Origin of the sequence: Haloferax sp. Atlit-4N, from assembly GCF_003383025.1 — an archaeon.
In the GTDB taxonomy this organism is placed as follows: Archaea; Halobacteriota; Halobacteria; order Halobacteriales; family Haloferacaceae; genus Haloferax; species Haloferax gibbonsii.
In genome coordinates this window covers 1,622,996-1,646,603 of record NZ_PSYY01000001.1, presented here as the reverse complement: position 1 = coordinate 1,646,603, position 23,608 = coordinate 1,622,996, and the positions used below count along the sequence as shown (strand labels likewise).

Sequence of the window (23,608 nt, the reverse complement as noted above, 5' to 3'; positions counted from 1 at the left end):
GAGAGAGCGCAACGCTTAGTCCCCCCGCGCGAGGACACGTGTCTATGACAGTCAGCGACTGGAGCGACTGGCTCCCGCGCGCGGTCGAATCGGCCGACCCCGAGACGGTGGCCATCTGGTATCTGGGATGCAACGGGTTCGTCATCAAGGGCAGCGAGGGCACGACGCTGTTCGTCGACCCGTACGTCGGCATCGGCGACCCGCCGCGGACGGTCCGCATGATTCCCGTCCCGTTCGACCCCGAGGACGTGACCGAGGCCGACGCGGTCCTCGCCACGCACGAGCATACTGACCACGTCCACGGCCCGAGTCAGGCACCTATCCTCGAGAACACGGGCGCGACGTTCGTCGCCCCCGACGACTCGCTCGCCGTCGCCTACGACGACGAAGCGTGGTTCGACGACTACGACCTCTCCGACGACCAGTTCGAGGAGGTCACCGAGGGCGACAGCGTCGAAATCGGCGAGTTCACGGTCCACGTCGAGCCCGCCTACGACCCCGACGCGAGCCACCCGGTCGCCTACGTCTTCGAACACGAGTCCGGCACGTTCATCCACGGCGGCGACACCAAGCCCGCCGAGGAGTTCGCCGACATCGGCGAGCGATACGACCTCGACCTCGGCATCCTCGCGTTCGGGACCATCGGCAACATCCCCGACAAGGAGACGGGCGAGCCGATTCGAACGAAGTGGTACAACGACGAGAACCAGATTATCGAGGCCGCCAGCGACCTCGACCTCGACCGCCTCGTGCCGACCCACTGGGACATGTGGAAGGGCATGACCGCCGACCCGAAGGTGCTGCACCACCACGCAAAGAGCTTCGAGGCCCCGCGCTCGCTCGACCTCGTCGAAATCGGCGACCGCGTCGACCTCTGAGGTCGCGTCCAGAACCGCGTTTCCCGCGACGGCCCTTTTAGCGACGGTCGACACAGGCGGACAGTCACCGCGTCGAAACGGTCGAATCGAGAGACCGCGGCGGGGTAGCCCCACGGCCCCCGGTTGTTTTATAATGGATGTCGGGAAAGTGGCGGCCATGAGCCGCGAGTCCGAAGGGGTTACATCGGTTTCCGACGGCGAGGTTACGGTCGAAAAGACCTTCGCCGCCGACGAGTTTCCCGTTCCCGCTATCAAGTTCGTCATCAGTTCGACGCGAGACGAGGCGACCCGAATCCGGGTCATCGACCGCATTCCGGAGTCGTTTCCCATGGAGAGCGTCGGGTTCCACCCCGAGTTCGAGAGCGACAACTGGACGGCCTACAAGGACCACCGCGTCGAGTACGAGCGGACGCTCGACCCCGGCGAGGAACTCGTGACGGTCTACGGCATCCGCATCACCGACGGCCACGACCAGACGGATTTCCTCGAAGAGCCGACGCTCGAACGCATCCCGGTCGACGGCGGTATCGACCCCGACGACATCGACGACATCCTCGGCGAGGACCGCAGTCAGCTCGTTCGAGACGTGCTCGCGGGGAACCGCGAACCGCTCCACGACGAGTCAGACGCCGACGCGGATGGCGAGGACGAAGGGGAAGTCGTCCTCGAAGAACCCGCCGCCGACGAGCCCGTTGAGGCCGAACTAGAGGCCGAACTGGAGAGCGAAGCCGAGGCGGGTTCCGCCGCGTCCGACGGTTCCGAACTCATCGACGACGCGGAAACCGACGACGACCTCGCGGCCGCCTTCGAGGGGGAAGACGACGGGGACAGCGAGGCGGGCGAGGTCAGCCAGGTCGACGCCGACGTTCTCGGCGACGACGCGGAAGTCGACGACGCGGAAACCGACGACGGCTCCGCCGACCCAACCGGCCCGCGCGCGGTCGCCACCGACACCGCGCCGGCCGTCACCGCGCATCTTGAACAGCCCGATGTCGACGCCGACGCCGGTGCGGACGCCACCGCTGACGCGGACGCCGAACCGTCGGACAGCGAGTCGGGTGAGGTCGGCGACGCGGACGCGGCCGGAAGCGCACCAGCGGCCGACGCGGACACCCTCGTCGGCGCGCTCGCGGCCGAGATTCGGTCGGGGTCGGCCGACGAGGAGGACATCGAAGTCCTGCGCGAGGCGGTCGACGCCGAGACGCGCCGGAGCACCGACGTTCGCATCCGCCGTCTCCAGTCGCAGATGGAGGACCTCGCGGCGTACTCCGACGCGCTCGCCGAGTTCATCGACGAGGAGGGGACCGGGAGCGAACTCGTCTCCGAGTTCCGCGCCGAGATGACCGCGTTCCGCGAGGACCTCGACGCCCTCGACTCGATGGTCGACGGCGCGGTCGAGTCGGTCGACGACGCGACCTCCCGGCTCGACGCGGCCGAGGAGACCATCGCCGCGGTCGACGAGCGCTCCGACCGCGTGGCGACGCGAGTCGCGGACGCCGAAGGTCGCCTCGACGACCACGACGGCCGGCTCGAAGGCCTCGCGTCCGACCTCGAAACCGCGGACGGCACGCTCGACGACCACCACGGCTGGCTCGAATCCCACAACGAGCAGTTCGAGGCCGTCGAGGGCCGCCTCGACGACCACGACGGTCGGTTCGAGGACCACGGCGAGCGGCTCGAAACCGCCTCGCGGAACATCGACGCCGGCTCCGCGCGCCTCGACAGCGTCGAGGAGACGCTCGCCAAGCGCGAGGAGGAACTCGTGACGGTCCGTGAGCGCCTCGACGACATCGCCGGTCGGTTAGACGAGACCGTCGAGCGGCTCGAAGGGACCGAAAACAGCGCCGCGGAAGCGACCGAACAGGCCTCGACGCTCCACGCCGAGGTCGGCGACATCCGCGAGGACATCGCCGAACTCGACGGAGATATCGTGGAGACGCGCGAGGCCCTCGACGACCGCCTCGCGGACGTTCAATCGCGGGTCGAAGACGCCGCGGCCGACGAGGAAATCGAGGCCCTGCGCGACGACATCCAAGAGCTAAACGACACCGTCGCCGAACTCGAAACCTTCCGCGAACGCCTCGCGGGAGCGTTCGGAACCGGCATGGGCGGCGGCCCGGCCGCCGGCGGCGACGACGACGGCGAGGCGGAGTAGCCCGACCGAGCGCGCTCCCGAGGGACGTTTTCCCGAAGCGCAACCTGTTTAGCGGGCCGTCCCGACGTTCCGATGATGACAGAGACGGTGCGCGTCGCTGTTCCGCGAAAGGGTCGCCCCCTCGAAGCGGTGCTCGAACGGTTCGCCACGACCGAGAGCATCGCCGAGGTGGCGGACGAAATCACCTCGACGCTCCGATACGAGAAGTCGGTCACGAAGGGCCATACCCAGCCGGAACACGACGTGTACGAGCGACTCGCGGACTACAGCGACCTCTCGGACCCGGCCGCGCCGGAGTACACGCTCCTGCGCGACGACCGAGACGGGATGCCGCGGCGCATCGTCTTCGACAGCGTCGTCCTCGAAATCGACGGGGTCGACATTCACCTCGTCGGGCGCGAGGAGCCGTTCCGCGCGCTCCGGACCCACGAGTTCGGTCTCGGCTTCGACAGCGCCGACCTCGTGCTCGAAGAGGTCGTCAAGCTCCGCCCCGAGGGCCTCGGGAGCATCGAGGACGTGAACGCCCGCATCGACCCGATGGACACCGACGTTCGGGTCGTCTCCGGCCTCGGCGACACGGTCTATCACACGCTCATGGCCGACCCCGAACTCCTCCCGCCGGGCTCCGAACTCGACCGCGACTTCGTCGCGGACTACGAGGGCGAACTGTGTATCTCGCCGCGCTACGAGCGCCTCGTGGAGGCGGTCCTCGGCACGCGGTGTCTCGACGACGTGACGTTCGCGTATCCGAACGGCGCGCCCGAAGAAGAGGCCGCCATCGCGGAGACCGGTCTCGGCGTCTACCTCACGATGACCGGGTCGACCGCCCGCGAGCACGGGCTCGTCCTCGGCGAACACCTGTTCCCGAGCGAGACGGTCCTGATGGAGAACGTCGCGGAGGCGACGCCGGCCGCGGAAACCGTCAAGCGGGCCATCGCGTCGCCGGAGTTGGAGACCGAACTGAAGGTCTGACTACGTCGAACTCTCGTTTTTCGGGTCCGCGTCGCCGCAGAACATCAGCGTCGAGAGCGTCCGCGCCTCGAAGCCGCCGTCGTCGGTGAGCGAGACGGTCGTGTTCGACGCGTTGCAGTCGAACTGTGATTTTTCGACGGTGACTGCTTCGGTCGTTTCCTCGCCCGACCCGTTCCGCCGAGCGACGCGGAGCGTGACCTCGCGGGCTTCGGTCAGCGACGCGCCGACCCGCGCGCCGGGTTCGAGGCGGTAGGTGCCGCCGAAGGCGACCGCGCCCGCGGGCGTTTCGTAGGCGAATTCGACCGTCTCCGCCGCGTCGGTCGGGTTCACGACGGCGAGGCCGTGGGGCTTGGTGTCCTCGGTCGGGAGGGTTCCGTCGCCGAGCGCGACCGTGACCGCGCCGTCGGCCGCGACGGTGTGCGGCCCGCAAGCCATCCGCGTCGAGGCCCCGGAGACCGAGACACCGCCGTCGCCGGGCGAGAACGCGGTCCACGAGCGGTTACAGTCGAAGTCGGCCGGCCCGACTGACTCGGTCGCCTCGGCGTCCGAGGTGATGTCGGTAACCGTCAGTTCGTACACCGCGGGAACGCGAAGCGAGACGTTTACCGTCGCGTCGCGGTCGAGTTCGTAGGTCTCCGTGTGACCCGGCCCGAGCGGGCGAGAGACGTCGATGCGGGCGGTCCACGGCTCGTCAGTCGGATTTTCGAGGCGGACGTGGTGCGGTTTCAGCCGCCCGTCGTCGCTGGCGGGGCCGTCGCCGACGACGGCCGTGAGGCGCTCGCCGGTCGCGACCGAGACGGCGTCGACCGGCTCGGGCGTCGGCGTCGGGTCGGGAGTCGGATCTGTCGTCGAGTTTCCGTCGTCGTCAGCGTCGTCAGCGCCGTTGCCGGCACTCGCGATACAGCCAGTCAGCGCCGCCGCGAGGCCGGTTCCGGCCGCGGCGAGGAGGGTTCGTCGTTGCACGTCCCTCCCAACGTGTAGGGGTCACTTCCCCCTGTGTATGGCTCAAACGCGCCTTTGAGTCCAGACCGCGCCGAGGCTCACGAGGACGGCGAGGACGACGCCGACGAGGAGAACGAGCGCACCGGGACCGGCGAGGTAGGAGGCGACGAACTCCGCGACGCTCGGTTCGGGGGCGGCCGGAGCCGGCGCGGCGTACCGGACCTGCGGTCGCCGCGCGGTCCACAGCGCCTGCACGGCGACGCTACCGACCAGCGTGACGCCCACGCCGGCGACCAGCGTCCGGAGTCCGGAGGAGAGCTTCGACTCGGTCCGTTCCGCGCCCGCGAAGAGGACGACGGCCGAGCGGGTCGGGCCGTAGACTGCCATCTCGCGGCCCTGCGCGGACACCCACGTCGTCACGGGTTCTATCAGCTCGGCGTCGACCAGTCGCTCGACGTGGTAGCCGACGGTCTGGAGCGTCGTGTCGAGTTCGTCGGCCAGTTCCGAGGCGGGGCACGGGTTGTCGTAGACGGCGGCGAGGAGCCGTCTCGCGGTGGCCGACGAGAGCGCCGACAGAACCTCGTCCGCGTCGTCGTCGTCGAGTTCGACGAGAAGCGGGCTTAGGGACCGGTCTCGAACCGATGCTGCAGCGGGTTTCAGTGGGAGCAACGAACTCACGGTCTCGGCCGTCGTTCTCGCTCCGCGGATAAAGAGACGGGCATGAGTCAAGCGTCCGTTTGACCCTCGCCCCTCGCGCGAGTACCGCTCTCCCGGAGTTAGTAGGTGCTAGCGACACGTCGATGGCCGCTCGCGGGGTAGTACGACCGTGAACCAGAGTCGAACGAACCCAACGGAGGAACGGAGATGAACGGCGACGCGGTCCGGTACGAGAGCGACCACTTCAAGGCGACCGCCGGCTGCGGTGCCCGAAAGCAGAACCTGCAACTCGTCTTCTTCGACGCGCAGTATCCCGAACCGGAGCGGACGGCGGACGGTCTCCAGTCGGTCGAGAGCCAGACGATGAGCGCGCTCGAACGCGTCGAAGCGGCCGTCGAACGCTCGGGGCTCGAGTTAGACGACGTGCTTCGGACCACGGTCTACACGACGGACCTCGACCGAATCGATGCCATCGAGTCGGCATACGACGCCTATTTCGACGCCCGACGGCCGGCGATGACCGTCGTCGGCGTCTCCGAACTCCCGAACGACGCCACCGTCCAAATCGAGGCCACGGGCGTCAAACGATAGGTCGCGCGCCCACCAATTCAATATAGCGAGATACAGTTTACAAGTCGCGCTTCGGACAGCGATTACGCACCTCAGCGGAGCGAGTAGATGTTCGATTCGTACGTCTCGCGCACTCTGTCGCCCCAATTGTGGGTGTACGTGTCGATGATGTCGCCGGCGACGTCGCCGCGGAGGTACTTGACGATGCCGCGGTCGCCGGTCCGGTCCCGGAGGTGGGTGGTGAAAAAGTGCCTGAAGTAGTGCGGCGTGACGTTCTCCTCGCGGTCGCCGCCCGCCCGGTACCACCCGGCGTCGGCGGCGTGAGAGGTGACGACGTGGTGGACGGCGTCGGGTTCCAGTCGTTGGCCCCAGCCCGATGCGGTGCCGACGAAAAGCGGCTCCGCCGGCGACGGCGAATCCGGTCGAATCGCCAGCCAGCGCAGTAGGACGCCTTCCAACTCCTCGTCGACCGGGACCACCGTCGACCGCTTTCGCTTGTTCGAGGCGGTCCGCGCTTCGCCGTTGGTGACGCTTCCGACGCTCGGGTCGGCGGCGACGTATATCGACGGCCCGCGTCCGTCGAGGGCGGCGCGGGTCGATACACCGGACAGGGGTGTATCCACTGACAACGACACGTCTCGAAGGTCGAGATTGCACAGTTCGCCGACGCGCATCCCGGTCTTGAGGAGGGTGACCACCAGCGCGTAGTCCAGCGGATGGGCGATTTCGCGGACGAACTCCCGCATCTGGGGGACCGAAAGCTCCCGACGGGCGGGGTTGGTGTCGATGCGCTCGTCCATCTCCTCCATCACGAGGCTCATCGGATTTGAGTCGAACGCGCCGACCTGCGCCATGTAGGCGTAAAATCGGTGGAGGTAGGAGGCGTACGTCGCCACGGTGCTCGGCGCGACGTCGCGGTTTCGCAGGGTGTGTATCCACGCCATGCAGTCGCGGTGGGTCGCGTCGTCGACCGACCGAGCGGTCCCGGAGGGGTTCCGCGAGGGGTCGCCGAGGAAGGACTCGAACGCCCGGAGGACGCGCTCGTAGGCGTCGCGGGTCCGGTCGGTCTTCCCGTGGTAGGTCATATCCTGCAGGAAGTAGCCGACCGGGTCCTCCGCGTCGGTGGGGCGCTCAGCGGCCATCGCGCTCCGCCAGCGTGTAGCCGCCGTGTCGCCCGCTGTACACGACTCGGCCGCTCGATTGCAGCTCCTGCAGCGTCGATTCGAGGCGGTCTTCGATGTCGTCAGTCAGCGCCGAAACGAGGTCGTCCCACGACCGGTGAGAATCGACCGCGAGCGCCTCGACGATTCGGGCCTCGAACTGGCCGTTATTTTCACCTTCATTATCTTGATTTGAACCGCCGTTCTGGAGCCCCGTTTTCACCCCGTCAACCCCGGGGGTTGTGGCCGTCTCATCGCCTCTCGCCGGAACGTCGAAATCGCGCCGACCGGCCTGTACCATCGTTCTGACAAATTCGCTCTGGCTCATCCCGAGTCGGTCCGCGTGGTCCTTCCAGATGGCCTTCTGGTGGGCCGGGAGGTAGGTTTGCACCGTCGCGCGGTCGGCCTCGTCGCTCATGGACGGGTCGACACGGGGGTCGGTATTCAATCTACCGGCACAGTCCAGAATAAGAGAAGTTATCCTGAGTAGTACATGCGAATTTCTCGCGGTGAAATTGAGTTATCCTGAATTGTGCAATCGCATTTTCGGCGGTTTGCATGTAGTATTCGGGATATTAGAATACCTCGGAGAACGCCGATTTCGGACGTTTCGAGCGAATCTGAGACTCGACCAATTTTCCGTTGCTTTCAATAGGTCGAATTTTACACAATAGCTTCCCATTTCTGTGATGACAACCCATTTTTGGATGGCATTCCTTGCATCGTTTACCCCCGGAGTAACACATGGAAGAACCACTTACACGAGTTTCGTTATTTCACTTCTTAATTTACTGAATTATTATAGAAACGGATACCGCTGGGCTTAGACTCTCTTTTATTTCTTTACAGTAATTTATGAAATATTCTAGACATAATTTCTGACTATTTTCTAGGAAATATATTTGCGAGACGACGCACTATCTGTGTTCTCTCGAACGGGTATATTTCGACCAGAAATGACTCGATATCTTTTCGATTATATCCATTATCGAACGCTGAATATATGTCGTCGGACGGTCCTTCGTTTCGGAATAAATTCAGCTGTGATTATATTGATGTCACTACGTAGAATTCTCCCGGAGTGTTGTCTGATTCGAACACGCAACTACCGGGGTGACGCCGTTCCGAATTCGCTCGAAGACGAACCTAACCGAGGTCTTTGCCGGCCCGATTCGTTCTCTTTTGACGCCTTCACAGCCCTCGTCTTCGCGGTGAGCCAGCAACTCGGGACGTGCTCCCCATCTCAGGTGAAGCGGCGCTTGACGGCGCTGTGGCCGTTCTGACGGACTCGCGTGAATCCCGAGTTTCGGTGGCTTGCTTTCGGTCGGATTCGACGAACCACTCGCTCGGCGACGATGACCGTTCGAGCGAATCACCTCCCCGACCGCCGACTCGTCGAGCTGACCGTCTCGAATTTCGAATGCGACGCCGCACTCCGTCTGCACGACCGGACTCGCGGCCGCGTCCCCGCAACCGTTGTACTTCCGACGCGATACGAACCACCGAGCCGCGAGCGACGCGGCTGTCGCTCTGTGATGCTGACGTAGATTTCAGCACTATCGACTCTTGGAACTCAGACGTTCCACGTCAGCGTTCTCAGTCATCAACTCTCTCGATATCTCGGTCCCTCTGTCGAGTCGTCGCTTGTCCGATCCGAGACTCGTATATCGTATTTCGCTATACACAACCTCGGTTCTCGGGCTCAACCGATTTCGGAAAATTCGACGTCCTGTCGAACCCAGCCGATTCGCGTCGGAGGTGTCGGGACAGCCGTGCGCTGGCGGCTCTTCCTCGGCGTGCTACGCCTCGACTCGCTCTATCAGTTCGGGGCCGTCGTTGGCGGGGCTGTTCACCCGCGTCGAGACGGGGTAGGCCGCGAGTTCGTCGTCGGGGTAGGTGTCGAGGAGCGCCGCCGCCTCGTCGGGGTCGCCGTGGAGCCACGTCTCTTCTTCCTCGGGGTCGAGGACGACGGCCATCCGGTGATGGAGCTCGGAGATGAGGTCGTTCGGCTCGGTCGTGACGACGGTGAACGTCTCAAGCGGCTCCTGTTCGCGCGAGGGGCCGCCGCTTCCGAAGTCGCCGAGGCCGGTCTGTTTGGTCGGCGGCGTCCACCGCTCCCAGAGGCCGGCCATGGCGAACGGGCGGTCGTCATCGAAGGCGACGCGGTAGGGCTGTTTTCGCCCGCCGCGGTCGACCCACTCGTAGAAGCCGTCCGAGGGAACGAGACACCGGCGGGCCTCGTAGGCGTCGGCGAAACTCCGCTTCTCCCGGACGGTCTCCGCGCGGGCGTTGATTCGGTCGTTGCCGACGCTGGCGCTGTCGGCCCACGAGGGGACGAGCCCCCACTTGAGAAAGCGGAACTCGTCGTCCGCTTCGTTGGTCACGACCGGGAGTTCCTGGCCGGGCGCGCAGTTGTACCGCGCCGAAAGCGGGCGCGTCGGCGTCGCGTCGAACCGCGCTTCGAGTTCCTCGGGCGGGGTGAACAGCGTGTAGCGGCCGCACATACCCCCGGCTTCGGGCCCTGCGGGTAAAACGCCCGCGGCGGGAGCGTCCGGGTGCGTGCCGGGAGCGCGGCCGCCGACCCACGACGACGCATTTAGGGTCGCCGACGCCCCCCTGTCGGACATGCGAATCGAGAACAGCTTCATCCCCGTCCGCGGCGTGGGCGAGCGGACGGAGCGGAACCTCTGGCGGGCCGGGTCGACCCACTGGGACGAGTTCGACGCCTCGCTCGTCGGCGCGAAGACGGGCGACCGAATCGAGACGTTCATCGCGGACGCGTACGCCCACCTCGACGACGGCAACTCGCGGTTCTTCGACGACTGCTTCCCCTCGGGCGAGCGCTGGCGACTGTACGAGAACTTCCGCGACGAGACGTGCTTTTTCGACATCGAGACGACCGGCCTCTCGCCCGAGCGCGACTCGGTGACGACCGTCTCGTTCTATCAGGACGGCGAGACGACGACGCTCGTCAGTGGGGAGGACCTGACCGCCGACGCCCTCCGCGAGCAGTTCGCCGACGCGAAACTCATCGCGACGTTCAACGGCGCGCGCTTCGACGTGCCGTTCCTCGAGACCTCGTTCGACGTCTCCGTCGACGTGCCACACGTCGACTTGATGTATCCGTGCCGAACGCTCGACCTCACGGGCGGACTGAAGCAAATCGAGAAAGACGTGGGTATCGACCGCGACCGCCCGGACATCTCCGGCCGCGACGCCGTCCGCCTCTGGCGCGAGTACGAGCGCGGCGACCAGTCGTCGCTCGATACGCTCGTGTCGTACAACCGCGAGGACGCGGTCAACCTCGAACGCCTCATGGAGACGGTCACCGGCCGTCTCCACGACCGCGCCTGCGAGGGACTCGACGCCGAACTCGCCTGAATCGGTCGCCGAGGCGTGTTCGCGGCCGTATTCGGTGAGGGTCGACGACCCGCGAGCGCGTGCCGGAACCCCGCGCTTTTTTCATCCCCCGAAGCGACGCGCCGCACATGACCGACGACCCCGACGCCGACGCCGAGGCGGACGACCCCGCCGATTCGACCCCGCCGTCCGAGGATGCGACCGAACCGACCGACGGCGACGAGCCGGGCGACGCGGAAGCGACCGTCGAAGCGGCGGACGGCGGCACGGACGAGCGCGACAACGGCAACGGCAACGGCGACGATACCGTCCCGCACGTCGAACTCGACCTCTACGAACTCTCCGTCCGCGTCAGCGGGCAGTCGAGCGACGAACTCGACGACGTGGAAGCGTCGGCGACCCGCCTCATGGACTACCTCGTCGACCACGCGAAAGAACTGGAAGACCAGCCTGATAGCCGCGGACTGAGCTAACACCGGCCCTTGCACGCCACGTTTTTGGCAAACCTAAAAGTTCAAGAGTGACGGTCGATAACCCCGTCCAATGACCGAGTACACCTTCGACGACCTCGCGGTCGTGATGGGGACGTACAACGAAGAACAGGCCATCGGGTCCGTTCTGGCGGACATCGACCGAATCACCGACGGGCGCGCCGAGGTCGTCTGCGTGGACGGTTCCGACGACCGAACGCCCGAAATCGCCCGCAAGATGGGCGCGCGCGTCATCGAACAGGAACCGCAGGGGTACGGCGTCGCGGTCGAGGCCGCGGTGCTCGCGCCCGACCGGCCGGTCGTCGTCACCACCGACTGCGACGACACCTATCCGATGGAGTATCTGCCGAAGTTCCTCGACCTCATCAACGACGGCTACGACGTGGTCTCCGGGGACCGAATCACGAAGGGCGCGGAGACGATGCCCCGGCTCAACCGCGCGGGGAACATCGCATTCGCCCGCCTCGCCAGCTACCTCATGGGCGCGACCGTCCACGACACGACCACCGGGATGCGGGCGTACCGCCGGGAACTCCTCCACGACATCGAGTGGACCGAGAACACGGGGTTGTCGGCCGAACTCCTCATCCGCCCCGCGATGCGCGGCTACAAAATCGCCGAGGTGCCCATCCCCTACCGCGAGCGCGCCGGCGAGACGAAACTCGACCCCTTCGCCGGCGGTGCAGCCATCGGAAAGTCCATCGTCAAGGTCTGCCTGGAAGAGCGACTTCGGCTCTGAGCGGCCGTTTCGATCGCTTTCTGCCTTCAGGCCCGACTCCGAACTGACGACCCGCGACGGTCGTGCGCATCGATACCTAACCGCACACTTCTCATAGGCGACTCGGTCGAATATCGGGTATGGATTCGACAACGAACCGACGCCGGGTTCTCGCCGCACTCGGTGCCGGTGTCGCTCTGTCCGGCTGTCTCGGAAGCGACCCGCCGGTCGCGGACGACGACGCGGGAACCGATGGCGCGTCCGAGCCCGCCGACACATCCGATTCCACCGCGGGCGAGTACTCGGGTCCGTTCGAGCTTCCGGTCCCCGAGGACGAACTGCGCCGCGGCGCGTCGAAAGACGCCATCCCGGCCATCACCGCCCCCGTCTTCGCGGCCGACTGGAGCGGGTTCGACGAGGTGGACGCGACGCTCGACGACGGCGACGAGGTGGTCGGCGTCGAACTCGACGGCGTCGCCCGCGCCTATCCGCTCGCGGTCCTGAACTGGCACGAAATCGTCAACGACGACTTCGACGGTCGTCCCGTGGTCGTGACCTACTGTCCGCTGTGCGGGAGCGCCGTCGTCGCCGACAGGCTCGCCGGCGGCGAGCCGACGTACTTCGGCGTCTCGGGCCTGCTTTGGATGTCCGACCTCGTGATGTACGACGACCGGACGAACTCGCTGTGGAGCCAGGTGCTCGCGACCGCGATTCGCGGGGAACTGACCGGCGAGACGCTATCGCTTCTCCCCTCGACTATCTCGACGTGGGGCGAGTGGCGGGCGGCCCACCCCGAGACCGAGGTGTTGGTTCCGCCGCCGGTCTCCGGCACGATTCGCGGGCGGCAGACCCGCCGGTACGACGTGAACCCCTACGCGAGCTATCAGCAGTCGAGCGCCATCGGCATCGGCTTCAACGACGCGGCGGACGACCGACTGCACCCGAAAACGTCGGTCGTCGGCGTCGCCGCCGATGGTGTCGCCCGTGCTTATCCGCTCGACGCGGTCGAGCGCGCGGGCGTCGTCAACGACACCGTCGGCGGCCTCCCGGTCGTCGTGGCGGCCTCCGCCGAGGGAACCCTCGTCGCCTACGTCCGCCGGGTCGACGGCGACTCCGTCGAGTTCGAACGCGACGGGCCGGTTCTCGTCGCCGCCGGGTCGCGGTGGACCCTCCTCACCGGCCGGGCGCTCGACGGCCCCCACGAGGGGTCGGTCCTGACGCGGGCCAACGACCGCTCGCCGATGTTCTGGTTCGCGTGGGCAGACTTCAACCCGGAGACGGAGATTTACGGGGTAAAGAGCGCGACCGGCGAGGAGGAGTAGTCGTTCGCGCGGCGAGCGCGCGTGGTTCGAGGGCGATACGCGGAGAAACGGAGTTTCGGTCGTTCGGACGGCGGTTACGACGAGTTCAGGATGTCGCGGACGCGCCGGGGCTCGCCGGAGAGGGAGGGCTCCTTCTCGACGATTTTCAGCACCTCGTGGTCGGTCACGTCGGGGTAGGACTTCCCGATGGCCTCCTCGATGAGGGCCTTTTCGAGACGGAACTCCGTTCCCTCGTAGACCACGTCTACGCCGTCGTCGTCGAAAGAGAGAATCGTCATACCTGTCTTTGTTTTCCGCGAGTAGTTAAATACGCGTCGTCGTCGCGAAACCGGCGGCCCCCGTCGTGTCTGACGGTCGTCTTGCGGACGGTTTATTACGGCACGGGTGTTGGTTCGGAGCGTGTCACTGGGTACGGACCCGCTCGATGCGCTCGAAATTCCCGACGGGACGACGGTCGAGGAACACGACCTCGTCACCGACGGCGACGTCGTCGTCGGCGGGCAGAGCACCGTCGAGTTCGGCGTCCGCGGGCGGAACGTCCTCGCGGGCGAGCGCGTCACCTTCGGCGGCGATATCGAGGCCGAAGCCGACTGCCGACTCGACATGCTCGACGACGTGGCCGGCAACGTGCTCGTCGGCAACGACGCCTACCTCGGCGAGCGCGTCCACATCGCCGGCCGCCTGATGGTCTCGGGCGACCTCGACATCGGCGACGACGTCGACATCGAAGAGGGGTTCGAGGCCAACGGCTGGATCGTCATCCGCAACCCGATTCCGACGCTCGTGTTCTACTTTATCGTCCTCTCGCAACTCCTCCGACTCGGCGAGGACGAGGCGGCCGACGAACTCGCCGAAACCCTCTCGGGCGAGTCGCCGCACGACCCGCTCGTGATTCCCCGGAACGCCACCGTCTCAGACGACGCGTGGCGCGTCTCGACGCCCGCCCACGTCGGCTCCGGCTGTCGAATCCACGGCAACATCCGCGCGAAGTCCATCGACCTCGCCGAGGACAACAACGTCTTCGGGAGCCTCCGCGCCCGCGACGACATCGTCGTCGGGAGCGGAACGCGCATCCACGGCGACGTCACCACCCGAAACGGCGAGGTCCGCATCCACGAGGACGCTCGCGTCCTCGGCGACGTGTCCTGTAACGACCTCGTGCTCGAAGCCGGCGCGCACGTCGACGGCACGATGCGCGCCCGGGGCGAGATGCGCATCCACCGCGATAACCTCCCCCGCGAGGCCGAGTAACCGGAACCGGGTCGCCCGAGCGACCATGCCGCCCGTGCGCCGCGATAGCAACAGTCGCCGTTTGTGCTTACCCAACGATTAATCCCTCACGTGGTGAGTGTCGTCTATGGACAATCGACTGAAACTTCTCTCGGTCGCCCTCCTCGTCCTTCTCGCCGGGTGTACCGGCGGCGCGGCTGACGGCGGTGCGGGCGGGTCGGAGAGCGTCTCGCTCGCCGCCGATACGACCGTCTCCACGGAGGCCGAACAGGCGGGCGGCGACGACCTCCCGCAGGTCCAGCGGCGGGCGGTCATCAAGAACGGCCAGATAGAACTGACCGTCGACGAGTTCAACGAGTCGCGCGACGCGGTCGAATCGACCGCCGAATCCTACGGCGGCTACGTCAGCGACTCCAACGAGTACGTCAACCGCCGGAGCGGCGGCACCTACCGCTCGGGCCAACTCGTCGTCCGCGTCCCCTCCGAGGACTTCTCGGCGTTCATGGCCGACATGAAGGACCTCGGCGAGGTCGAGCGCGTCGAGACGAACTCGCAGGACGTGACCGACCAACTGGTCGATATCGAAGCGCGGTTGAGCAATCTCCGCGCGCAGCGCGACCGCCTCCGCGAACTCTACGAGTCGGCTAACACGACCGAAGACGTGCTCGCGGTCGAAGAGCGCCTGACGGACGTCCAGACCGAAATCGAGCGGCTCGAAGCCCAGAAGCAGTCGCTCGAAGACCGGGTCGCGCTCTCGACCGTCCGCGTCTCGCTGTCGGAGCGGCCGCCCGGCCCGGCGCAGTGGTACGACACGCCGGTCTTACAGGCGTTCTCCGAGTCGGTCAACGGCGCGTTCGTCGCCCTTCGGGCGCTCGTCGTCGCCGTCGCCTACGCGATCCCGTACCTCGTCGTCTTCGGCGGCCTCCTCGCGATTCTCGGGAGCGGGGTGGTGCTCGCCGGCCGCGCCGCCTACAGACGACTGACGGACTAACTGTTCGCCGGCTTCTTTTCGTCGCTCGCGCCTCCTCGCACGCGAGCGTTTTTCCGCGTCCGCGACCATCGTCGAGCTATGCTCTCTCTCGCGTTAGCCGGCAAGCCGAACGCCGGCAAATCGACGTTCTACACGGCCTCGACGCTCGCCGAGGTCGACGTGGCGAACTACCCCTTCACGACTATCGACGCGAACCGCGGCGTCACGCACGCCCGCACCCGCTGTCCCTGTCTCGACCGCGACGAGCGCTGCGGCAACTGCGAGGACGGTATCCGCTACGTCGCCGTCGAACTCGTGGACGTGGCCGGGCTCGTCCCCGGCGCGCACGAGGGCCGCGGCCTCGGCAATCAGTTCCTCGACGAACTGACGAACGCGGACGCCATCGTCAACGTCGTCGACGCCTCTGGGGGAACGAACGCCGAGGGCGAACCCGTCGAAGTCGGGAGCTTCGACCCCGTCGAGGAGGTCGACTTCATCGAGGAGGAACTCGAACAGTGGCTCGCCGGCATCGTCCACAAGAACTGGGAGTCCGTGGTCCGCAAGTCGCGGTCGCCCGACTTCGACATGGACGACGCCCTCTCGGACCTCCTGACGGGCGTCGGCGCGAGCGAGTACGACATCGCCGCCGTCCTGCGCGACCTCGACTACTCGCCGAACCCCCAAGACTGGGACGACGAGGACCGCGTGGAACTCGCCCGCGCGATTCGCCGGCGGACCAAGCCCATCGTCCTCGTGGCCAACAAGGTCGACATCGCGCCCCCGGAGAACCTCGAACGACTCGCCGAGACCGGAAAGCCCGTCATCGCCGCCACCGCGGACGGCGAACTCGCCCTTCGGCGGGCCCGCGAGGCGGGCATCATCGACTACCACCCCGGCGACGACGACTTCGAACTCGTCGGCGACGTGAGCGGCGCACAGGAGAAGGGCCTCGAACGAATCCGCGACCTGATGGGCGAACACGGCGGCACCGGCACGCAGGAGGCCATCGACACCGCGGTCTACGACGTGCTCGACCGAATCACGGTCTACCCGGTCCAAAACGAGTCGAAGTGGACCGACGGCACGGGTAACGTCCTCCCCGACGCCTTCCTCCTTCCGCGGGGGTCGACGCCGCGGGACCTCGCGTACGCGGTCCACTCCGACATCGGCGACGGCTACCTCCACGCGGTCGACGCGCGAGCGAAACGCCGCATCGCCGAAGACCACGAACTCGAAGAGGGCGACGTCATCAAAATCGTCTCGACGGCGAAGTAACTGTCACAGATTCGTCTTTTCTGCGAATTTTGTCGCTCTTCTTGGGTCAGTACCTCGTCCGCCACGCTACTGATAAACTAAATAACGCTATACAGAATTGGAGTTCAGCAGCTCACCGACGTACGACAGAGGAACGGGTCGAGAGTATCGTTCACCGGGGCGTGGCGGTCGCTCGTCCGGGTTTACGCGATAAAAATGGAATCACCGGTTCCTAACCGACTGCGGCTTAGAGGTCTTTGGCGACGCGAAGTTCCGTATCGGTGACCGTCTCCACCGACGCGGCGGGTACTTCGATGTCGTCGCCGTCGGCGTCGCCGAAGCCGAGGCCCTGTACGACTGCCTCGGCGATGTCTGGGTCGGGTTCGACGTACGCGATTTGGGCGTCCGTGTCGACTTCGGTCACGATTCCGATCTGTTCGGCTTCCTCGTCCATGAGGAACTTCCCTTCGTCGGCGGTCGAGAGAACTGACATCCGTCCAATCGTTACTTCCGAGTGACATAATAACCTACGGCCCCGTACGAACGCTGATACTCCTCGCCCGCGTACGGAACGCATGACAATCAGTTCACAGGTCTCCGAGGCCGACGCTCGTCGGCTCCCGCTGTCCGAGACGCGGGTGCTTCTCGGCGTCGGACTGGCGATTGCCCTCGTCGCCGGACTCGTCTTCCGCGTCGTCGGCCAACTCGTGTTAGTGCCCTCCCGCCCGCTGGTCACGGCCGCGGTGTTCGCGCTGACGGTGCCCGTGATGTGGGCGCTCGCGGTCGGCATCTTCCGGTGGCGCGGGCTCTCCGGCGGCGCGAAACGGGAGGCTGCGGCGCTGCTCGTCGTCCCGGGCATGCTCGTCGACGCGGTCTCGACGGCGCTGTTCTCGGTCGTCTACCCGAACATGGGCCTCGAAGCCGCGGGGCTCTTCGGGGGGCTGTTGCTCTTGGCGTACGCGACGGTCCTGGTCGCGGGCTTCGTCGGTCGGTGACCCGATTCGGGCTGACGCTCCCATCGTCCAGCCGCCGCTCGGCGACGGTGCGGCTCTCCTTTCCTCTCTCCTCCTCAGCCACGCGCGATGACGCGAAAAATAGGACGCGAAGCGGCGGTTTGATTCCGACTCGTCAGTCGGAGTCCGACGAGGAACCGAAGGCGGTCGGGACGCTCACGTCGGCGTGTTGCGAGAGGTAGTACGCGAACGCGAACAGCGCGACGACGCCGATGCCGAGGAGCGCCAGCGAGCCCACCCCGTAGCCGCTCGCGAGGAACAGCCCCGTCGCGACGGCTCCGCAGAGGACGGCGTACGGAATCTGCGTGTTCACGTGGTCGACGTGGTCCGCGCCGGCGAACATCGACGAGAGGACCGTCGTGTCGCTGATGGGCGAACAGTGGTCACCGAACAGCGAGCCGGTGAGGATAGCGCCGATGGCACCGGGGAGCGGCGCGCCGAGCTGGTAGGCAAGCGGCACCGCGACGGGGAACATGATACTCATCGTTCCCCACGACGTGCCTATCGAGAACGAGATGATGGCCGCGGCGAGGAAGACGACCGCGGGCAGGATTTCTGGCGTGATGACGCCCTCGGCGACGCTGACGACGAACGCACCGACGCCGAGCGCCTGGCTGACGCCGCCGATGGTCCACGCCAGCGAGAGAACGGCCACGGGGAACATGACCATCTTGAATCCCTCGAAGATGGCGTCGCTGACGGCTTCGAGTTCGACGCGGGCGTGGCCGACGAGGATGGCGAGCAGCAGCGCGCACGCCGAGAAGACGCCCCAGAGGATGGCGTCGGCGGTGGCCGCATCCTTCAGCGCCTCGACGGGTGCGACGCCGGGCCAGCCGCCGGAGTACAGCAGGCCGAAGCCGGTGACGGCGACGAGCGCGACGATGGGCGCGGCGAAGTACCACCAGCGCGAGTCGACGTGCTCGGGCGTGACGATGTCCTCCTCGCGCGTCTCGATGAGGGGGTCGGCGTCGTCGCCGAGGAGCTTCCCCTCTTCTTTCGCGCGGCGCTCGGCGCGCTTCATCGGCCCGAAGTCCCAGTCCATCACGACGAGGATGAACACGAGCGCGACCGCGAGCAGGCTGTAGAAACGGAACGGAATGCTCTGGAGGAACACCACGAAGGCGCTCTGGTCGATGCCGAGCGAGGCGAACTGCTCGCGGATGAGTCCGACCTCGAAGCCGACCCACGTCGAGACGACGGCGACGCTCACCACGGGCGAGGTGGTCGAATCGAGCAGGTACGCGAGCTTCTCGCGGCTGATGTCGAACTTGTCGGTGATGGGGCGCATCACCGAGCCCGTAATCATCGTGCTCGCGTAGGAGTCGACGAAGATGAGCATCCCGAGGACGCTCGTCCCCAACGCGGCCTGTTTCCGTGTCTTGATGCGGGCGATGATGCGCTGTGCGAGCGCGTTCATCCCGCCCGAGAGGAATATCATCCCGAGCATCGCGCCCGAGAGGAAGGTAAACAGGAGGAGTTTGCTGTTGAACGACTCGGTCACGTTGTTGATGACCAACTGGAGGGAGTACGCCGCCCCGCCGATGGGGTTCCATCCCACCAGGATGGTCGCACCGATCCAGATGCCGGTGAAAAGCGAGAGGAGCACCTGCCGGCTGAGCAGCGTCAGCACGATTGCGAAGAGCGCCGGCAGCAGGCTGATGACTCCCTGCGTCTCTGCGGGCATGACAAACGTTTCGTCACCGGCTCCCGAATTTAAGGGTTTTCACTTCGAACGCCGAGAATAAGACGTATCGGATGCCGTGAGTTGTCGTAGTTCGGTCGACGAATCGTCCGATAACGGCCGTGAGCGAATTTCAGACGACCGCGTCGTACGCCTCGCCCATTATCTCGATGGCCTCGCGGAGCGACTCGGTGTCGGTCGCGTACGACAGGCGGGCGTAGCCGTGGCCGTGCTCGCCGAACGCCTCGCCGGGGACGATAATCACGCCGCGGTCGATGCACTCGTCGACGAAGCCCTCGGGAACCTCGGGCATGACGTAGAACGCGCCGCCCGGCGACGGGACGGTGAGGCCGATGTCCTCCAGCCCCTCGACGACGAGGTCGCGGCGCTCGCGGAACGTCTCGGTCATCTCCTCGATTCGGTCCTGCGGGCCGCTGAGCGCGGCTTCGGCAGCGAACTGCGCCGGCGCGGAGGCGCACGCCTGCACGTACTGGTGGACTCGGAGCATGCGCTCGACCCGGCGGGTAGAGCCGTACACCCAGCCCAGTCGCCAGCCGGTCATCGAAAAGAGCTTCGAGGCCGAGTTGACGACGACGACGTTGTCGGTCTCGGCGAACTCGATGGGCGAGCGGTGTTCGCCCTCGAAGACCGTGTACTCGTACACCTCGTCGGAGATGCAGAGCACGTCGTGCTCGTCGGCGATGCGGGCGAACTCGGCGATGTCGTCGGGCGGCGACACCGCGCCCGTCGGGTTGCCGGGGCTGTTGACGACGAACGCCGCGGTGTCGTCGGTGATGGCCTCTTCGACCGCCTCGGGGTCGAGCGTCAGGTCGTCGCGGAGGGGGACCGGCACCGGTTCGCCGCCGGCGAGTTTGGTGAGCGCGTCGTAGGAGACGAAGCCGGGGTCCGGGATGATGACCTCGTCGCCCTCGTTCACGTGCGCCTCGATGGCGATGTGGAGCGCCTCGCTCCCCCCGGCCGTGGCGATGACGTCGCCGGGGTCGAGGTCGACGCCCTGGTCGCGGCGGTGCTTCTCGGCGATTGCCTCGCGCAGGCTCGGGAGCCCCTTGTTCCCCGTGTAGCCGTCCGCCTCACCGGCCTCGATGGCCTCGACGGCCGCCCGTCGAGCGTGGTCCGGGGCCGGGAAGTCTGGCTGGCCCAACCCGAGGTTGATAGCGTCTTCGCCAGCCGCCTCGAACACCTTGCGAATGCCGCTGATGGAGATGCGCTCCACCCGGTCGGAGAAGTGCGTCATATCCTATCCCGCGTCGCGGTTCGGGATAGTTCTTCCCACGCACGGTCGCGGCCGACCCGTCGGCTCCGTGACGTGACCGACGTACAGTAACGGATTTTACTGCCGCTATCTTGGAGGAGACAATTCAGGAAAACCGACTGTTTCAACCCCGAATGCGGCCGTGAGATGGATTTTCATCGGTTCTCGCGCGTCATCTACCGCGTCTATCGTTACCGCGTACGCGCCCGGAATAAGGCGCTGATTCGTAACGATGGCAATGACAGAGGCACCACGCTCGACTTCACTCAGCCGTAGACGATTCCTGCAGGGCTCCGGCCTCGCCGCGACCGCCGGCCTCGCGGGCTGTCTCGGCGGGTCCGGCGGGAGCGGGCTGGACGAACTCAACGTCGCCTACATGCCCATCTACCCGGACATGCAGTACTTCGTGTTGGAAGAAGAGGGGCTGTTCGACCAGCTTTCGGTCCCGGTCGCGGGCAAGAAGTTCTCCGACGGTCCGAGCATCGTGCAGGCGTCGGCGACGGGCGACTTCGACGTGATGATGTTCGGCATCGTCCCGGCGATGATTGTCATGGACAAGGGCATCCCCGCGAAGATCACCGCGGCGAACATCAAGAACGCGATGCAGATTCTCGCCACCGACGACTTCGCCGCCCTCTGGGAGGAACACGGCGCGGACGCCTTCGCCGAGTTCGAGGCCCGAGAGGGCCGGAAGTTCACCTTCGGCACGTTCCCGCCGGGGTCGGTCCCCGACATCCTGCTCCGCTACTGGATTCAGAACACGCTCGGGCTCGACCCCGAGGAGGACGTGAACATCAAGGGCCTCGGCGGCGCGGCCGCGGTCCAGCAGGCGCTCCTCTCGAACAACATCGACGGCACGAGCATCATGGAGCCCGTTCCGACGGTCATCGAGGCCAACGACGCGCCGTTCCAGCCCATCGCGTGGGCGGGCGACTTCATGCCCGGCCAGCCCGCGGCGGTCACGCTCATGCACGACCGCCTCCGGCAGGACAACCGCGACCTCGCCACGGAGTTCGTCGAACTCCACCAGCGGGCGACGAACTTCGTCGCCGACAACCCCGACACGGCCGCCCAGCACGCGAGTTCGGTCATCGGCGAGAGCGCGCTCCCGGTCGAGACCGCTCGCGCGGCGCTCGACTCCCCCGCGTCGGACTTCATCACCGACCCCCACGATATCGAAGGCGGCGCTGAAATCTTCGCCGACTACGCCCAGACGCTCGGGAAGACGGAAGCGCAGTTGACCGTCGACGAGATGTTCGATTACGGCATCTACGACTCGCTATGAGCAACGACGAAGTCGGCAGCGGCGTCGCCCTCTCGGAGACGGAGGCGGACGAGCGACTGCTCGACCGGCTCGCGGGGTTCTCCTCTGAACAGACGGGGCTCGCGGTCGCCGGCTTCGCGGGCTTTCTCGCCGTCTGGTACGTCGCCGCGCTGTTCCAACCGACGTATCTGCTCCCCTCGCCCGTCGAGGTGCTGGCGGCGTTCGTCGTCGAACTCACCGCGCCGGCGTCGCTTTCGATTCCCTTCACCGGCGCGGAACTCCCGGCGACTCGACTGGTGGTCAAGCTGATTCAGAGCCTCTACCACTACGTGCCGGGCCTGCTCATCGGGACCTCGCTCGGCGTCTTCGCGGGCGTCGCCATGGGCTGGAACACCCGCGTCGACAGCGTCTTCACGCCCGTCACGCGCCTCCTCCGGCCGATTCCGCCGCTGGCGTGGATCGGCTTCGCCGTCATCTGGCTCGGCGTCAACCACCAGGGCGCGACGTTCATCGTCGCCATCGGCTCCTTCTGGATTAACTTCTACAGCGCCTACGGCGGCGTCGAGGGGGTCTCCGAGGACCTCAAAGAGGTCGCCGCGAGCCTCGGCGTCGACGACGACTGGACGATGATTCGGAAGGTCGTCATCCCGGCGGCCAGCCCCTCGATCATGACCGGCATCCGGACGAGCATCGGCCAGTGCTGGATGATCGTCGTCGCGGCCGAACTCATCGTCGGCGTCGGCGTCGGCTACGAGATTCTCAACACGGCGCAGAACCTCGCCATGGACGTGTCGGTCGCCTACATGCTCGTCATCAGCATCGTCTTCCTCGTGAGCGACGGCCTGTTCCGCCGGGTCGAACGGCGGGCGCTGGAGTGGAGAGCATGAGCGGGGACGCGAACGCGGGAGCCGACGCGACCGCGACCGACCCCGACGAGACCGCGACGGTCCGGGTCGATTCGCTCGGCAAGACCTACGCTTCCGACCGCCGGACGGTCGAGGCGCTGTCGGACGTCGAGTTCGCGGTCGAGGACGGCGAGTTCGTCTGTATCGTCGGTCCCTCCGGCTGCGGCAAGACGACGCTGTTCCGCATCATCGCCGGCCTCGAAGACGCCACGTCGGGCGCGGTCACCCTCGACGGCTCGCCCGTCACCGGCCCCGGCACCGACCGCGGCATGGTGTTTCAGGAGTACGGGCTGTTCCCGTGGCGAACCGTCGCCGAGAACGTCGCTTTCGGCCTCGAAGAACAGGGCGTCGAGGAGCCGGCGCGCTCGGAGCGCGTGACTGAGATGCTCGAACTCGTCGGTCTCGACGGCTTCGCCGACGCCTACCCGAAGGAGCTGTCCGGCGGGATGAAACAGCGGGTCGGCATCGCCCGCGCGCTCGCGGTCGACCCCGAACTGCTCCTCATGGACGAGCCGTTCGGCGCGGTCGACGCCCAGACCCGCGACATGCTCCACGGCGAACTGCTCGACATCTGGGCGGAGACGGACAAGACGGTGCTGTTCGTCACCCACGACGTCGAAGAGGCCGTCACGCTCGCCGACCGCGTGGTCGTCATGGCCGCCAACCCAGGCCGCGTCCGCGAAATCGTCTCGGTCGACATCGACCGCCCGCGCGAGCGGACCGAAAGCGAATTTGCAGAATACGTCGAGCGGATTCGCGGGCTGATAGGCGAGTAAGCTTTTCACCCTCGATT

24 protein-coding genes are annotated in these 23,608 nt (G+C 66.4%); 15 read left to right on the top strand and 9 right to left on the bottom strand.

Annotated features, from left to right (window positions below; genetic code table 11):
* The first annotated feature begins 44 nt into the window (after positions 1-44).
* The 3 genes from C5C07_RS08550 (at position 45) to C5C07_RS08540 (ending at position 4,005) form a co-directional block, all read left to right on the top strand.
* Entirely contained in the window at positions 45-878 is an 834-nt protein-coding gene (locus C5C07_RS08550; RefSeq protein WP_004976740.1) for an MBL fold metallo-hydrolase, read from the top strand.
* A gap of 157 nt (positions 879-1,035) precedes the next feature.
* Entirely contained in the window at positions 1,036-3,033 is a 1,998-nt protein-coding gene (locus C5C07_RS08545; protein WP_115804884.1) for a hypothetical protein, read from the top strand.
* Between the two features lie 75 nt (positions 3,034-3,108).
* On the top strand, positions 3,109-4,005 hold the full coding sequence (locus tag C5C07_RS08540) for a hypothetical protein (RefSeq protein ID WP_115804883.1): 897 nt from the start codon (positions 3,109-3,111) through the stop codon (positions 4,003-4,005).
* On the opposite strand, the gene C5C07_RS08535 is transcribed toward C5C07_RS08540, so the two are convergent.
* Both C5C07_RS08535 and C5C07_RS08530 read right to left on the bottom strand, forming a co-directional pair.
* The gene (locus C5C07_RS08535) at positions 4,006-4,968 is read right to left on the bottom strand and encodes a hypothetical protein (protein WP_115804882.1); all 963 of its coding nucleotides are present in this window, start codon (positions 4,966-4,968) and stop codon (positions 4,006-4,008) included.
* A 42-nt stretch (positions 4,969-5,010) separates the two neighbouring features.
* Positions 5,011-5,625, bottom strand: a complete 615-nt coding sequence (locus C5C07_RS08530; RefSeq protein WP_004976746.1) for a helix-turn-helix domain-containing protein — start codon at positions 5,623-5,625, stop codon at positions 5,011-5,013.
* A 186-nt stretch (positions 5,626-5,811) separates the two neighbouring features.
* Here C5C07_RS08530 and C5C07_RS08525 point away from each other — a divergent pair, with 186 nt between their 5' ends.
* A complete protein-coding gene (locus tag C5C07_RS08525) occupies positions 5,812-6,195 on the top strand; it encodes a RidA family protein (protein WP_115804881.1) in 384 nt (127 codons plus the stop codon).
* A gap of 71 nt (positions 6,196-6,266) precedes the next feature.
* Here C5C07_RS08525 and C5C07_RS08520 read toward each other — a convergent pair whose 3' ends face one another.
* The 3 genes from C5C07_RS08520 to C5C07_RS08505 form a co-directional block, all read right to left on the bottom strand.
* Entirely contained in the window at positions 6,267-7,316 is a 1,050-nt protein-coding gene (locus C5C07_RS08520) for a tyrosine-type recombinase/integrase (protein WP_115804880.1), read from the bottom strand.
* Positions 7,306-7,752 (bottom strand): DUF5805 domain-containing protein, encoded by a 447-nt coding sequence (locus C5C07_RS08515; protein ID WP_050459117.1) that lies wholly within the window; start codon positions 7,750-7,752, stop codon positions 7,306-7,308. Before C5C07_RS08515 ends, C5C07_RS08520 begins: the two co-directional genes overlap by 11 nt.
* Positions 7,753-9,133: 1,381 nt before the next feature.
* Positions 9,134-9,838 (bottom strand): SOS response-associated peptidase, encoded by a 705-nt coding sequence (locus C5C07_RS08505; RefSeq protein ID WP_004976762.1) that lies wholly within the window; start codon positions 9,836-9,838, stop codon positions 9,134-9,136.
* A gap of 121 nt (positions 9,839-9,959) precedes the next feature.
* On the opposite strand from C5C07_RS08505, the gene C5C07_RS08500 reads away from it, so the two are divergent.
* The 4 genes from C5C07_RS08500 to C5C07_RS08485 all read left to right on the top strand — a co-directional run bounded on the left by C5C07_RS08500 (position 9,960) and on the right by C5C07_RS08485 (position 13,225).
* A complete protein-coding gene (locus C5C07_RS08500; RefSeq protein WP_004976764.1) occupies positions 9,960-10,715 on the top strand; it encodes a ribonuclease H-like domain-containing protein in 756 nt (251 codons plus the stop codon).
* Positions 10,716-10,822: 107 nt separating this feature from the next.
* Positions 10,823-11,167, top strand: a complete 345-nt coding sequence (locus tag C5C07_RS08495) for a hypothetical protein (RefSeq protein ID WP_004976768.1) — start codon at positions 10,823-10,825, stop codon at positions 11,165-11,167.
* Positions 11,168-11,237: 70 nt separating this feature from the next.
* Positions 11,238-11,924: a dolichyl-phosphate hexose transferase gene (locus C5C07_RS08490; RefSeq protein WP_004976770.1), complete on the top strand. Its 687-nt coding sequence runs from the start codon at positions 11,238-11,240 to the stop codon at positions 11,922-11,924.
* A 119-nt stretch (positions 11,925-12,043) separates the two neighbouring features.
* Positions 12,044-13,225 carry a DUF3179 domain-containing protein gene (locus C5C07_RS08485; protein ID WP_115804879.1) on the top strand — a complete coding sequence of 394 codons (1,182 nt, stop codon included), beginning with the start codon at positions 12,044-12,046 and terminating at the stop codon, positions 13,223-13,225.
* Positions 13,226-13,299: 74 nt separating this feature from the next.
* Here C5C07_RS08485 and C5C07_RS08480 read toward each other — a convergent pair whose 3' ends face one another.
* Positions 13,300-13,503, bottom strand: a complete 204-nt coding sequence (locus tag C5C07_RS08480) for a DUF5800 family protein (protein ID WP_004976775.1) — start codon at positions 13,501-13,503, stop codon at positions 13,300-13,302.
* 121 nt (positions 13,504-13,624) lie between these two features.
* On the opposite strand from C5C07_RS08480, the gene C5C07_RS08475 reads away from it, so the two are divergent.
* The 3 genes from C5C07_RS08475 (at position 13,625) to C5C07_RS08465 (ending at position 16,700) form a co-directional block, all read left to right on the top strand.
* Positions 13,625-14,476, top strand: coding sequence for a polymer-forming cytoskeletal protein (locus C5C07_RS08475; protein WP_042666655.1), 852 nt, complete (start codon positions 13,625-13,627; stop codon positions 14,474-14,476).
* Positions 14,477-14,582: 106 nt separating this feature from the next.
* Entirely contained in the window at positions 14,583-15,446 is an 864-nt protein-coding gene (locus C5C07_RS08470; protein ID WP_115804878.1) for a DUF4349 domain-containing protein, read from the top strand.
* A 78-nt stretch (positions 15,447-15,524) separates the two neighbouring features.
* A complete protein-coding gene (locus C5C07_RS08465; RefSeq protein ID WP_004976783.1) occupies positions 15,525-16,700 on the top strand; it encodes a redox-regulated ATPase YchF in 1,176 nt (391 codons plus the stop codon).
* A gap of 226 nt (positions 16,701-16,926) precedes the next feature.
* On the opposite strand, the gene C5C07_RS08460 is transcribed toward C5C07_RS08465, so the two are convergent.
* On the bottom strand, positions 16,927-17,172 hold the full coding sequence (locus tag C5C07_RS08460) for a hypothetical protein (RefSeq protein WP_008093558.1): 246 nt from the start codon (positions 17,170-17,172) through the stop codon (positions 16,927-16,929).
* An 82-nt stretch (positions 17,173-17,254) separates the two neighbouring features.
* On the opposite strand from C5C07_RS08460, the gene C5C07_RS08455 reads away from it, so the two are divergent.
* Complete coding sequence (locus C5C07_RS08455) at positions 17,255-17,674, top strand: DUF5367 family protein (protein ID WP_115804877.1); 420 nt, start codon at positions 17,255-17,257, stop codon at positions 17,672-17,674.
* 133 nt (positions 17,675-17,807) lie between these two features.
* On the opposite strand, the gene C5C07_RS08450 is transcribed toward C5C07_RS08455, so the two are convergent.
* The gene (locus C5C07_RS08450) at positions 17,808-19,376 is read right to left on the bottom strand and encodes a Na+/H+ antiporter NhaC family protein (protein WP_115804876.1); all 1,569 of its coding nucleotides are present in this window, start codon (positions 19,374-19,376) and stop codon (positions 17,808-17,810) included.
* 130 nt (positions 19,377-19,506) lie between these two features.
* Entirely contained in the window at positions 19,507-20,628 is a 1,122-nt protein-coding gene (locus tag C5C07_RS08445) for a pyridoxal phosphate-dependent aminotransferase (protein ID WP_115804875.1), read from the bottom strand.
* A 256-nt stretch (positions 20,629-20,884) separates the two neighbouring features.
* On the opposite strand from C5C07_RS08445, the gene C5C07_RS08440 reads away from it, so the two are divergent.
* Genes C5C07_RS08440 through C5C07_RS08430 form a run of 3 tightly spaced genes read left to right on the top strand, consistent with a single transcriptional unit; the run spans position 20,885 to position 23,591 of the window.
* Complete coding sequence (locus C5C07_RS08440; RefSeq protein ID WP_050459109.1) at positions 20,885-21,931, top strand: ABC transporter substrate-binding protein; 1,047 nt, start codon at positions 20,885-20,887, stop codon at positions 21,929-21,931.
* Positions 21,928-22,797 carry an ABC transporter permease gene (locus C5C07_RS08435; protein WP_050459108.1) on the top strand — a complete coding sequence of 290 codons (870 nt, stop codon included), beginning with the start codon at positions 21,928-21,930 and terminating at the stop codon, positions 22,795-22,797. Before C5C07_RS08440 ends, C5C07_RS08435 begins: the two co-directional genes overlap by 4 nt.
* The gene (locus C5C07_RS08430) at positions 22,785-23,591 is read left to right on the top strand and encodes an ABC transporter ATP-binding protein (RefSeq protein WP_004976803.1); all 807 of its coding nucleotides are present in this window, start codon (positions 22,785-22,787) and stop codon (positions 23,589-23,591) included. Before C5C07_RS08435 ends, C5C07_RS08430 begins: the two co-directional genes overlap by 13 nt.
* Positions 23,592-23,608 lie beyond the last annotated feature (17 nt).

Bases quoted from the DNA above. Each gene is read 5' to 3' on its own strand.
- C5C07_RS08550 (WP_004976740.1), top strand. From the start codon at position 45: ATGACAGTCAGCGACTGGAGCGACTGGCTCCCGCGCGCGGTCGAATCG.
- C5C07_RS08545 (WP_115804884.1), top strand. From the start codon at position 1,036: ATGAGCCGCGAGTCCGAAGGGGTTACATCGGTTTCCGACGGCGAGGTT.
- C5C07_RS08540 (WP_115804883.1), top strand. From the start codon at position 3,109: ATGACAGAGACGGTGCGCGTCGCTGTTCCGCGAAAGGGTCGCCCCCTC.
- C5C07_RS08525 (WP_115804881.1), top strand. From the start codon at position 5,812: ATGAACGGCGACGCGGTCCGGTACGAGAGCGACCACTTCAAGGCGACC.
- C5C07_RS08520 (WP_115804880.1), bottom strand. From the start codon at position 7,316: ATGGCCGCTGAGCGCCCCACCGACGCGGAGGACCCGGTCGGCTACTTC.
- C5C07_RS08515 (WP_050459117.1), bottom strand. From the start codon at position 7,752: ATGAGCGACGAGGCCGACCGCGCGACGGTGCAAACCTACCTCCCGGCC.
- C5C07_RS08505 (WP_004976762.1), bottom strand. From the start codon at position 9,838: ATGTGCGGCCGCTACACGCTGTTCACCCCGCCCGAGGAACTCGAAGCG.
- C5C07_RS08500 (WP_004976764.1), top strand. From the start codon at position 9,960: ATGCGAATCGAGAACAGCTTCATCCCCGTCCGCGGCGTGGGCGAGCGG.
- C5C07_RS08495 (WP_004976768.1), top strand. From the start codon at position 10,823: ATGACCGACGACCCCGACGCCGACGCCGAGGCGGACGACCCCGCCGAT.
- C5C07_RS08490 (WP_004976770.1), top strand. From the start codon at position 11,238: ATGACCGAGTACACCTTCGACGACCTCGCGGTCGTGATGGGGACGTAC.
- C5C07_RS08485 (WP_115804879.1), top strand. From the start codon at position 12,044: ATGGATTCGACAACGAACCGACGCCGGGTTCTCGCCGCACTCGGTGCC.
- C5C07_RS08480 (WP_004976775.1), bottom strand. From the start codon at position 13,503: ATGACGATTCTCTCTTTCGACGACGACGGCGTAGACGTGGTCTACGAG.
- C5C07_RS08470 (WP_115804878.1), top strand. From the start codon at position 14,583: ATGGACAATCGACTGAAACTTCTCTCGGTCGCCCTCCTCGTCCTTCTC.
- C5C07_RS08465 (WP_004976783.1), top strand. From the start codon at position 15,525: ATGCTCTCTCTCGCGTTAGCCGGCAAGCCGAACGCCGGCAAATCGACG.
- C5C07_RS08460 (WP_008093558.1), bottom strand. From the start codon at position 17,172: ATGTCAGTTCTCTCGACCGCCGACGAAGGGAAGTTCCTCATGGACGAG.
- C5C07_RS08455 (WP_115804877.1), top strand. From the start codon at position 17,255: ATGACAATCAGTTCACAGGTCTCCGAGGCCGACGCTCGTCGGCTCCCG.
- C5C07_RS08450 (WP_115804876.1), bottom strand. From the start codon at position 19,376: ATGCCCGCAGAGACGCAGGGAGTCATCAGCCTGCTGCCGGCGCTCTTC.
- C5C07_RS08445 (WP_115804875.1), bottom strand. From the start codon at position 20,628: ATGACGCACTTCTCCGACCGGGTGGAGCGCATCTCCATCAGCGGCATT.
- C5C07_RS08440 (WP_050459109.1), top strand. From the start codon at position 20,885: ATGACAGAGGCACCACGCTCGACTTCACTCAGCCGTAGACGATTCCTG.
- C5C07_RS08435 (WP_050459108.1), top strand. From the start codon at position 21,928: ATGAGCAACGACGAAGTCGGCAGCGGCGTCGCCCTCTCGGAGACGGAG.